The sequence below is a fragment of the Eggerthella sp. genome, assembly GCF_048329335.1.
Classification (GTDB): domain Bacteria; phylum Actinomycetota; class Coriobacteriia; order Coriobacteriales; family Eggerthellaceae; genus Eggerthella; species Eggerthella lenta.
In genome coordinates this window covers 1-9743 of sequence record NZ_DBFEGU010000427.1, presented here as the reverse complement: position 1 = coordinate 9743, position 9743 = coordinate 1, and the positions used below count along the sequence as shown (strand labels likewise).

10 protein-coding genes and 1 pseudogene are annotated in these 9743 nt (G+C 63.3%); 8 read left to right on the top strand and 3 right to left on the bottom strand.

Annotated elements, in window-relative coordinates; genetic code table 11:
• A pseudogene (locus ACMO6A_RS13200) lies at nt 1-452 on the top strand (hypothetical protein); the annotation flags it as partial.
• Nucleotides 453-701: 249 nt separating this feature from the next.
• Here the strand turns inward: ACMO6A_RS13200 and ACMO6A_RS13195 are convergent.
• A complete protein-coding gene (locus ACMO6A_RS13195; protein WP_009607780.1) occupies nt 702-1604 on the bottom strand; it encodes a DUF2156 domain-containing protein in 903 nt (300 codons plus the stop codon).
• A gap of 345 nt (nt 1605-1949) precedes the next feature.
• On the opposite strand from ACMO6A_RS13195, the gene ACMO6A_RS13190 reads away from it, so the two are divergent.
• The 5 genes from ACMO6A_RS13190 to acs all read left to right on the top strand — a co-directional run bounded on the left by ACMO6A_RS13190 (nt 1950) and on the right by acs (nt 7053).
• Nucleotides 1950-2417: a GyrI-like domain-containing protein gene (locus tag ACMO6A_RS13190; protein WP_009607894.1), complete on the top strand. Its 468-nt coding sequence runs from the start codon at nt 1950-1952 to the stop codon at nt 2415-2417.
• Between the two features lie 233 nt (nt 2418-2650).
• On the top strand, nt 2651-3355 hold the full coding sequence (locus ACMO6A_RS13185; protein WP_009607904.1) for a GyrI-like domain-containing protein: 705 nt from the start codon (nt 2651-2653) through the stop codon (nt 3353-3355).
• Nucleotides 3352-4272, top strand: a complete 921-nt coding sequence (locus ACMO6A_RS13180) for an SPL family radical SAM protein (RefSeq protein ID WP_418471398.1) — start codon at nt 3352-3354, stop codon at nt 4270-4272. The genes ACMO6A_RS13185 and ACMO6A_RS13180 overlap by 4 nt, the downstream gene beginning before the upstream one ends.
• A gap of 175 nt (nt 4273-4447) precedes the next feature.
• The gene (locus ACMO6A_RS13175) at nt 4448-5020 is read left to right on the top strand and encodes a hypothetical protein (RefSeq protein WP_229033385.1); all 573 of its coding nucleotides are present in this window, start codon (nt 4448-4450) and stop codon (nt 5018-5020) included.
• 41 nt (nt 5021-5061) lie between these two features.
• Nucleotides 5062-7053, top strand: coding sequence for an acetate--CoA ligase (acs, locus tag ACMO6A_RS13170; RefSeq protein ID WP_009607920.1), 1992 nt, complete (start codon nt 5062-5064; stop codon nt 7051-7053).
• Between the two features lie 72 nt (nt 7054-7125).
• Here acs and ACMO6A_RS13165 read toward each other — a convergent pair whose 3' ends face one another.
• Complete coding sequence (locus tag ACMO6A_RS13165; RefSeq protein WP_050784838.1) at nt 7126-7962, bottom strand: MerR family transcriptional regulator; 837 nt, start codon at nt 7960-7962, stop codon at nt 7126-7128.
• Nucleotides 7963-8159: 197 nt separating this feature from the next.
• Nucleotides 8160-8594 carry a YjdF family protein gene (locus ACMO6A_RS13160; protein ID WP_009607824.1) on the bottom strand — a complete coding sequence of 145 codons (435 nt, stop codon included), beginning with the start codon at nt 8592-8594 and terminating at the stop codon, nt 8160-8162.
• A gap of 285 nt (nt 8595-8879) precedes the next feature.
• Between ACMO6A_RS13160 and ACMO6A_RS13155 the strand changes: the two genes are divergently transcribed.
• Nucleotides 8880-9317, top strand: a complete 438-nt coding sequence (locus ACMO6A_RS13155) for a LytTR family DNA-binding domain-containing protein (protein WP_009607806.1) — start codon at nt 8880-8882, stop codon at nt 9315-9317.
• Nucleotides 9318-9384: 67 nt separating this feature from the next.
• On the top strand, nt 9385-9743 hold a 359-nt coding region (locus ACMO6A_RS13150; RefSeq protein ID WP_418471397.1), incomplete at its 3' end, for a hypothetical protein.

The following is a 9743-nucleotide window of genomic DNA, read 5'->3' as shown; positions in this document are numbered from 1 at the left end:
GCGCCGGACAGGCCGATCCCGACGAAACCCCGAAGCCGGACGGAGACAGCGCGGCTCCAACTCCGCCTGCATCGCCGTCGAACCCCGAGAACACGACGCCTCCCGCTGGATCCGAAACGACGCCGCCCGAGGAAACAAAGCCTCCGGAGAGCACGACGCCGCCCGAAAGCCCGGAAACGACGCCGGGATCAGGTCTGCAAGAGCCGACGAAAGAAGTGGCGAACAGCAGCAAGCCCTCCCTTGAAGAGCCAACCGCCCCTGCGCAGGAGCCCGTCAACCTGCCCAAGGCCGACGGAGACGAGAAGAACGGCAACGAAACAGCCGCAAAAACCTCGAAGCTCAGCCAGACGGGCGACGGCACCACGAACGCGCCGCTCGGCGTGGCGCTTGGAGCAGCCGGCATCGCCGCGATCGCAGGCGCCGCGCTCGCCACACGACGCATCCTCAAATAGCTCCCCTCGTTCCTGCTACAGTCGAGCGCCCCGGCCGAAACCGGGGCGCTCGACTTTAGGGACGCCATGCGACGTCAGGCGGAATATCCCTCCTCCCCCTCTAGCGAACTGCCTCGACGAAAAAGTTCCGACAACGAGCCCGTCCGAAAAGCCGGCGAGGAATCAGCATCGGGCGACGACGCCCTCACGGCGACTCGACGGTCGCGCGACGATTCACCGACCTTGCGCAATTCTTCTGCTGTGGCAGCGCTAGAGCAAGCGGCCTTGGTACTTTTCCATGAGGGCGCAGGGCTGGTAGCTCAGCTTGTTCTCGCGCAGGCCGGGCAGGCCGAGATCCTCTTCCAGGTTGAGGTAGGTCGCCTTGTCGACGCAGTAGCGCGCGAGCTCGCGCAGAAGGGCGCGCCATACGAAACGGAAGTCGAGGTTGCCCTTGAGCACCATAACGTCGAACGCGCCGCCGGGCAGCACGCTGCCGTATGCGTAGCCTTCGACGGTGCCGCCGATGCGCAAGAGGATGCCTTCGAGGTCGAGCTCCTCGAAGTGGTTCATATCGAGCAGGATCTTCCGATGCTCCAGCTCGAGGGGGTGCTCGTCGGTGCCGCGACGGCGGCTCGTCTCGAACCAAACCTGCTGGTAGGCGCGCAGCTCGTCCATATGGTCGAGGGCGATGGGCTCGAAGGACGCCTCGCTGCCGTACAGCTGGAAGAACTTGTTCGTCTCTCGGCGCTTCTTCGCCAGGCCCGGGCCCTCGTAAGCCGCGATAGTCTTCGTAAGGTAGAGGTAGTCGGCGAAGTTGCGGTCGGAAGAGAATTCGAAGGCACCCGGCAGGTCGGCCTCGAGGCGGTCCTTCTCCTCGAGCGACAGGCCGACGAGGCGCGGCGTGCGGCCCTCGTCCTGCGCCTCGCGCACGAGCGTGCGCACGTCGTCGGCGATGTCGAGCGTGCCCAGCGGCGGATAGTACGCGACGGCGCCGGGGATGCGATCGAGCTGGCGCACGTAGAGCACGCCGTCCTCGAGCGCGATCTGCGTTCCGTACTTCTCGGTAAGCGAGTAGAGGTTGGCGAACCCGAGCGCGGAATCGTTGCGGCCGAGGGGCAGGAGCACGTCGTTGACGGCGGCTTTATCTTCCAAGTGCAGCGTTCTGAATTCCATGGGCCCGCATTTCGCTCGATCGGTTGCTTCGCAGCGGAACAGGATAGCACAAGTGGGCGCCGCCTCGGAAAACGCCATCAACTTGCAACGCGAACCGCGCCGCGAGGGGCAGTCGGGGCAGCCACATTACCAATACGGTCGTTTTTTACCACGCTTCTGACCAGGAGAAACATACTGTTTCACCTGGTCATAGGCTTGCGACAAGATGGCAGAAAACGCCCGGTTTGGCAACGCTCCTACCCGACGAGCGCGCACGGCATCTTTCTCGTAAAACCGGACATGCCCTGTCCGGTTCTGTTCGGTATCGTGTCCTAGTCAGCATATCCAACGAAAGGACACGAAACCATGCACTACGAAATCGTCGAGCTTCCCGCACGCACCATCGTCGGTCCCACCGTCCGCACGTCCAACAACTCGCCCGAGGAAACGACCGTCATCGGCCAGCTGTGGCAGCGCTTCATGGGCGAGGGCCTTGATCGTACCATCTCCGAGGTGCGCGTCGTGCCCTACGGCTGCTTCGCGCTGTACTACGGCTACGACATGAGCGACATGAGCTACGAGCTGCTCGTGGGCTGCGAGACGCCCGCCGAGGCGCCCGAGGGCATGGAGGCGCAGACCATCGCCGCAGGCCGCTACGCGAAGATCGCTATCCGCGGCGGCGACTGCGTGACCAGCGTCCAGAAAGCCTGGGAGGAGATCTGGGCCGACGAGGAGCTGGGGGCGCAGCGCGCGTTCACCGTGGACTTCGAGGCGTACCTGCCCGGCGAGGACATGTCCTGCGCCGACATCGACGTGTTCGTAGCGCTCAGGTAAACGCGCCCGTCGCGGAGGCGGTCTCGCGTGCGCGGGACCGCCGCACCTGTCATACTGGCTCGAGACCTTAAACCGACGAGGAGCCCCGATGGGACACGACTGGATCGGCGATGTGCCCGACGAGCTGCTACGCGACCTGTGCGATCACTCGTACAGCCTCGTGCTCGGCAAGCTCACGAAGAAGCTGCAGCGCGAGATCGCCGAGTAAGCCGACGGGAACTGAAGGAGGAAGCATGGCGTTCGATTTCAAGAAAGAGTACAAGGACCTCTACCTGCCGAAGACCAAGCCCGAGCTCATCGACGTGCCGCCCATGAGCTTCATCGCGGTGGCCGGCACGGGCAACCCGAACGAGGAAAACGGCTCGTACGCCGGTGCGATGGGCCTGCTGTACGCCTTCTCGTACACCATCAAGATGTCGAAGATGGGCGCCTGGCAGCCCGACGGCTACTTCGACTACACGGTGCCTCCGCTTGAAGGCCTGTGGTGGACAAGCGACGAAGCGTTCGACGGGCAGCGCATTTTGGACAAGGACGCGCTCTCTTGGATCTCGCTCATCCGCCAGCCCGACTTCGTCACGCCCGAAGTGTTCGCCTGGGCCGCCGAGCAGGTCGCGGCGAAGAAGCCCGAGCTCGATCTGCGGCGAGCCCGCCTCGTGCGGTTCGCCGAAGGACCGTGCGCGCAGATCATGCACAAGGGACCGTACGACGACGAGCCCGCCACCATCGCGCAGATGGAGGAGTTCGTCGCCGCGTCCAGGATGGTCGACGACATCGCGAACCCAGCGAGCAGCGAGGCCATGCTGGACGCGCTCGATGCGCACGGAGGCGTGCCCGCAGTGCGCCTGCACCACGAGATCTACCTGGGCGATCCGCGCCGCACCAAGCCGGAGAACCTCAAGACGGTGATCCGCCATCCCGTGAAGCCCGCGTCCGCATGAGCGACGCGGCCTCTGCCGCCGCGCCCTGCCCCGTCGTCCGCGCGCGCTCGATCCTCCAGAAAGTGCGCGCGGGCGGCAACGAATGGTTCGGCATCGACGACAACATGAGCCTGTACCGCGGCTGCGGGCACGGCTGCATCTACTGCGACAGCAGAAGCGAATGCTACCGCATCGACGACTTCGACCAGGTGAGCGTCAAGTTCGACGCATTGGCCATCCTGCGGCGCGAACTGCGCAGCCGCCGCGTGCGAGGCATCGTGGGCGTCGGCGCCATGTCCGACACGTACAACCCGTTCGAGCGCACTCTGCGCGTGACGCGCGGTGCGTTGGAGCTGATCGAGGAATTCGGCTTCGGCGTGTCGGTGGACACGAAGAGCGCGCTTATCACGCGCGACATCGACGTGCTGAGCGCCATCGGAGCGGCGGGCGGGGCCATCGCGAAGATCACCGTCACCACGGCCGACGACCAGCTGGCGCGCATCATCGAACCGCACGCGCCCTCGCCTAGCGAGCGCTTCGCCGCGCTGGCCGAGCTGGCGGACGCCGGGGTGTTCTGCGGCGTGCTATTCACGCCGACGCTGCCGTTTGTGACGGACGACGATGCCACGGTGCGCGGCGTGGTGGAAGGCGCGGCAGCGGCTGGCGCGCGGTTCGTCTACCATATGACGGGCGTCACCATGCGCGACCGCCAGCGCGACCACTTCCTCGACCGCATCGCAGCCGTGGATCCCACGCTGCCCGAGCGCTATCGCGCGGCATTCGGCGACCGATACTTCTGCAACAGCCCCCGCGCAACCGAGAACCGCGCCCTCTTCCGCTCGCTGTGCAAGCAGCACGGCCTGCTTTGGCGCATGTCCGACATCATCGCCGCCTACAAGCCCTCCCAACCTATGGGAGCGCAGACGAGCCTGTTCTAAGCATGTAAATCGCCGTTCGCAGCCGAGAACCCGCCAATCGCGGGCATAGTCGCCGTGCGCTCGTTGACCCTGTAATCGTTACAGCCCCCATGATGGCCGTACGTCACCGCGCGAATCCGATCCCCATTCCCATCGAACGAAGAGGAGGACGACAATGAAGGTAGCGAACAAAGAGATGAGCGTACGGAAACTCTGGACCTCGAACGAACTGCTCGACGCAGTCAGCGCCCGGAAGGCCGTTTCCATCGGGAAACTCCGCGGCGAGGCTCTGCGCACGGCGCTGAGCGAGATGCGCGACCCCGAGCTTATGGCCTTTCTCTCGAACGTCGACGTGAGCCGCGTAGCCAAGATCGTAGCCGTATCTTCCATCGACGACATCGACCTCCTGCTTGCCATCGCCGCCGGCAACGGTCCCAGCTTCGTCAGGAGAAACGCGCTGCACCGCATCGACGAGCTATGCGATCGCACGCCCCTCGACGTTCGCGGCGCGCAGCGCCTCGTCGCCTGTTTGAGCGAGAAGAGCCTCATCGCCTTCGCAGTCGCGCTCATGGACATGAGCGATTACGATTGGCCTTCCCACTGCGACGTCACCTCGGTAGGCGCGCTGTGCGAGGCTCTGTACTCCTGCACGAGCATCCATGAGACCGTATTGCTCGAAGACGCTTGCGCCCACCTCGCGCATCGCCGTCCCGACCTGCTGTCGAGCATCGGCGCCTGCGCCCCCGACCACTACCCGATGGTGGCCTGATCCTTTTCGATTTCTCGCGTCCGCGCAGAAGGGAGTCCTCAATGAACCGCAACACCCGCAACGCCTTCATCAGACAAATGCTCCAAAACGAAACGTCCATCGAGCCCTCGCCCGAATTCAGCTACAACGCCCTCATCAAAAGCCGACAGGACTACGACGCCATGTACAGCCGCTCCATCGCCGATCCTGAGGCTTTTTGGGCCGATATGGCCACCGAGCACCTTGACTGGTTCAAACCGTGGGACGCCGTCGAGGAATACGATTTCGACTCGGATGAGCCGTTCGTGCGCTACTTCCGCGGCGGGGAGCTTAACGCATCTTGCAACTGCATCGATCGCCACCTGAACGGGCCGCGCAGGAACAAAGCCGCGCTCATCTGGCAGGGCGAGCCCACCGAAGAGGTGGACGTCTACACTTACCAGCGTCTGCATCGCGAGGTGTGCAAGGCGGCGAACATGCTCCGCCGCCTCGGCGTGCGAAAGGGCGATCGCGTGGTGCTGTACATGCCCATGGTCCCCCAACTCGCGATCAGCATGCTGGCGTGCGCTCGCATCGGCGCTATCCACTGCGTGGTGTTCAGCGGCCTGAGCGCCGAATCGCTGAAGGATCGCATCGTCGACTCGGGTGCCACGGTGGTCATCACGTCAAACTACGGATACCGTTCGGGCAAGATCCTGAGACTCAAGGAAATCTGCGATAAAGCCCTTGACATGTGCCCCCAGGTCGAGAGCTGCGTCGTCGTACGCCGCATCGAGAAACGCACGGCCATGAAGGCGGGGCGCGATTTCTGGTGGGACGACGTGCTTGCTCCCGAGGCGCCCCAATGCGAGCCGGAGCGGATGGGAGCGAACGATCCCCTGTTCATCCTCTACACGAGCGGCAGCACGGCGAAACCGAAGGGCATCCTGCATGGCACCGGCGGCTATCTGCTTTACGCCACCCTCACCTCGAAGTACGTGTTCGACCTCAAAGAGCATGACATTTTCTGGTGCACGGCCGACGCCGGCTGGATCACCGGTCATTCCTACCTCGTGTACGGGCCGTTGTCGAACGGAACGACGTCGCTCATGTTCGAAGGCGTGCCCAACTTCCCCAAGCCCGACCGTTTCTGGGAGATCGTTGAGAAGTTCGGCGTCAACATCCTGTACACGGCCCCGACCGCAGTGCGCTCCATGATGAAAGACGGCGACCGCTGGGTGAACGAGCACGACATCTCGACCTTGCGGCTGCTCGGCTCGGTAGGCGAGCCCATCACCTCGAAGGCTTGGATGTGGTACTACTCCACCGTCGGTCACGGCATGTGCCCCATCGTCGACACGTGGTGGCAAACCGAGACGGGCGGCATCATGATCACCTCGATACCCGGCGCAGTGGACATGAAGCCAGGATCGGCGGCGCTACCGTTCTTCGGCATAGAACCGAGGGTCATCGGAGCGGACGGAGCCGAGGCCGATGCCGGCGAGCGCGGCAGTCTCGTGCTGACGAGGCCATGGCCGGGCATGATGCTGGGCGTGTACGGCAACGCGAAGGCTCACAAAGACGTGTACTTCCCCACCCCCGGCTACTACCTCACGGGCGATGGCGCCTATCGAGACGAGGATGGCTACTTCTGGATCACGGGTCGCATCGACGACGTGATGAACGTGTCGGGCCACCGCATCGGCACGGCCGAAGTTGAAAGCGCGCTCGTCTCGTACTCGCAGGTCGCAGAAGCAGCCGTCGTAGGGTACCCGCATTCGGTGAAGGGCGAGGGCATCTATGCCTACATCACCGTCAAAGAGGGAACGGTCATCGACGCCGACCTGCGCGACCGCCTGTTCGTGCACGTACGGGAGAGCATCGGGCCCATCGCCACGCCCGATGTCATCCATTTCGCCAACGCGCTGCCGAAAACGCGCAGCGGTAAAATCATGAGACGCATCCTGCGTAAAATCGCCGCGCAGGAGACGGAGGATCTGTGCGACATCTCCACGTTGTCCGAGCCTTCCGTGGTGCACGAGCTCATCCAAGAGACGAAGCGCATGAGCGCCTAGAAGGCCCGCTCGCGCACGAAGAACCGCCCGCGATCCGTCGAACGGATCGCGGGCGGTTTCGCGTCGGGCGGCTTACATATCGACAAGCACCGAGATATGCAACAGGTAGTCGTCCGCAGAGTCGGACATGAGATACGAGTTCATATCGAACTCGTACACCGGCCCCACGAGATCGAGACCCTCTTCTTTGACGTAGTCAAGCAGCTTGGCATAGGATCGCGCAACCGTGCTCGTGCCGCCCCTATGAAGAATGACCGCGTAATTGCCCCGCGGTTTGCACGCCAGACGACCCTCCAGAAGCGCGGGGTGGGAAGGGGGCGAGATCCAGGTGATGAGCTTCGTGTAGACGAAGTCTTCAGGGTGATCGGAACAAGGAAAGTGCACGATACGACCCAGGGGAAACTTCGTCACGCCGGCAGACGATTTGCAAAACTCGGCATGCTCGCTCACGGCCTGGGCGAACGCCTGCTGCGTGCGCTCAGGCTTTACGTCGGTCGTGATGAGCCACGTTTCATCCCAGAACGACAGTCTCGGCTTATCCTTCGGGAACAGCAAAGCGCGCTGGGTGATGTAGCGCATCTTCTCGATCATCCCAATGCGCGCGTCCAACACATCGCGCTGCTTCTTCATCTTCTCGATGCCCGCCTGCGTGGCCTCGAGGAAGAGGTCGGTGGTACGGTTATCGAGATAGGTCTTCACCTCTTTCATGGACATGCCCGTATCGAGGAAGAACCGAATGGCGTCCATAAGGTACAGCTGCTTGAGCGAATAGTAGCGGTAACCGTTCTTGCCGATTACCTTCGGCTTCAACAAACCGACCTTGTCGTAATGGATGAGCAGTTCCTTGCTGACGTTGCACATCCGAGCAAACTCCCCGGTGGAGAGAAGCAGTGTCGAGGGTGGCTGCATGTCATCCTCCTTTTTGCCGCGCCCTCTTGGGGCGTTTGCTTTGAGTATACCGTGCATGAAAGATATTTCCCCTGATATATACGGGTAAGGACGCAAAACGACCGCCAGCGCGCGTCCCTTCGCATGACCTCTCGCGTCGCAGCGCGGGAAGCGGCACGCCACGCAGAGCATCAAGGGAGAATGAGGATTCCGGGCCTCTACCTTCCGCGATGCTTCTGCTTTCGTTTCTGCCGCCTGAGAGCGAATCGACGCTCGGCTTGCGCTTGGCGAGCCTCGCGGGCCAAGGCTCTGGATTCGATTTTGCGCGCCTCGTAACTGATGCTCATGGCCTGCTGGGCTTTCGTGCCGACGCCGGCTCGCTCCACGAGCTTGCGCGCCTCGCGCTGACGACGCTTCGGGTTCGCATGGGAGAGCACGGCATCCGCTGTCGCAGACGGATCGGCCGCCATATCGAATGCAAGCGTCGTCCATCGCCGCACGATAAACGCTACCAGCTCTACATCGGTGGGTTCGGCGGCGCCGAACACGACGCGGCATGCGCCGTAGCGGCCTTCGTCCGCATGCTCGAATATGCCGATCCAGAATTGACCGTCATGAAGCACGGTCAGCGTGATCGAAGTGGTGACCTGCATGGTTGCTCCTCCTTGTATGTGGTTGCTGCGCGAAGGACGGACAACCAAGGAGGCAGGTTACTGACGAAGCCGTTGACGCGTCGAGCGCGGCATAGGGTTCGCGTCCGGACTACCGACCGGACCGTGTTTTCACCTTCGCACGGGCATCATACCAAGAGAGCGCGCGCCGGTGCAACTGGAGCGCGTCGGAATGCAACTCGGTCGCTGTCGCCTTGTGCGCACCGAACGCATTCGGCATACTGACGACGTTGGCCAACCACCCGCTCACCAAGGGAAGGCACGCCCATGAACGTCACCATCACCGAGGACCCTCGGCTCGCCGATATCGAAGTGGCCGTATCGTGCCCGCGCATCGACGAGCGCGTGCAACGCATCGTCGCCGGGCTGAACGCTTTCGAGCGCAAGCTGACCGGCGAGCGCGACGGAGCCACGTACCGCCTCGACATCGACGGGATATGCTATGTCGAGACGGTCGACGGACGCACGTTCCTCTACACCGAGGACGCGGTGTACCGCACGCCGCTTCGGCTGTATGAGCTGGAGGACAAGCTGGCCGGCACCGAATTCGTACGCGCATCCAAGCAGCTGCTGGCGAACTTCGACCACGTGGTTGCCATCCGCCCGGCCATCAACGCGCGACTGCAGCTGCTGCTGGACAACGGAGAATCGGTGATGGTCTCGCGCCAGTACGCGCCCGCCATCAAGCGCAAGCTGGGGCTGTGAGCCGATCCGCCCCGCTGCCGCATCGCAACCCTTCCGCAACTCAATTCTCCATGCAAAGGAGCACCTCATGAAAAAGATCATCGCACAAACCGCAACCGCCGTCTGCATCGTCTTCACCGTGATGATGGCCTGGTTCCTCGCCATGGGCTACCTGTTCGCCGGGCCCAGCTACGGCCTCAACCTCACGGCAAGCCTGTACGGCGCCGCCTTCGGCATGGCGGCACTCCAAGCGATCTGGTTCACGGGCGCGCTGATCAAGAAGCTTCCCTACCCGGCGCGCATCGCGGGCTTCGGCGCGTGCCTGCTGCCGGTGCTCGCGCTGTGCGCGTGGTTGGGCCAGTGGCTCCCAGCAGAGGATCCCGGGGCGTGGGCGAGCTTCGTCGTGATCTACCTGTTCATCCTCGCGGGCATGACCGCAGGCTACAC

Coding starts and splice junctions, on each gene's coding strand:
- ACMO6A_RS13185 (WP_009607904.1), top strand. CDS start 2,651: ATGGCGTTCGATTTCAAGAAAGAGTACAAGGACCTCTACCTGCCGAAG.
- acs (WP_009607920.1), top strand. CDS start 5,062: ATGAACCGCAACACCCGCAACGCCTTCATCAGACAAATGCTCCAAAAC.
- ACMO6A_RS13165 (WP_050784838.1), bottom strand. CDS start 7,962: ATGCAGCCACCCTCGACACTGCTTCTCTCCACCGGGGAGTTTGCTCGG.
- ACMO6A_RS13160 (WP_009607824.1), bottom strand. CDS start 8,594: ATGCAGGTCACCACTTCGATCACGCTGACCGTGCTTCATGACGGTCAA.
- ACMO6A_RS13190 (WP_009607894.1), top strand. CDS start 1,950: ATGCACTACGAAATCGTCGAGCTTCCCGCACGCACCATCGTCGGTCCC.
- ACMO6A_RS13195 (WP_009607780.1), bottom strand. CDS start 1,604: ATGGAATTCAGAACGCTGCACTTGGAAGATAAAGCCGCCGTCAACGAC.
- ACMO6A_RS13155 (WP_009607806.1), top strand. CDS start 8,880: ATGAACGTCACCATCACCGAGGACCCTCGGCTCGCCGATATCGAAGTG.
- ACMO6A_RS13180 (WP_418471398.1), top strand. CDS start 3,352: ATGAGCGACGCGGCCTCTGCCGCCGCGCCCTGCCCCGTCGTCCGCGCG.
- ACMO6A_RS13175 (WP_229033385.1), top strand. CDS start 4,448: ATGAGCGTACGGAAACTCTGGACCTCGAACGAACTGCTCGACGCAGTC.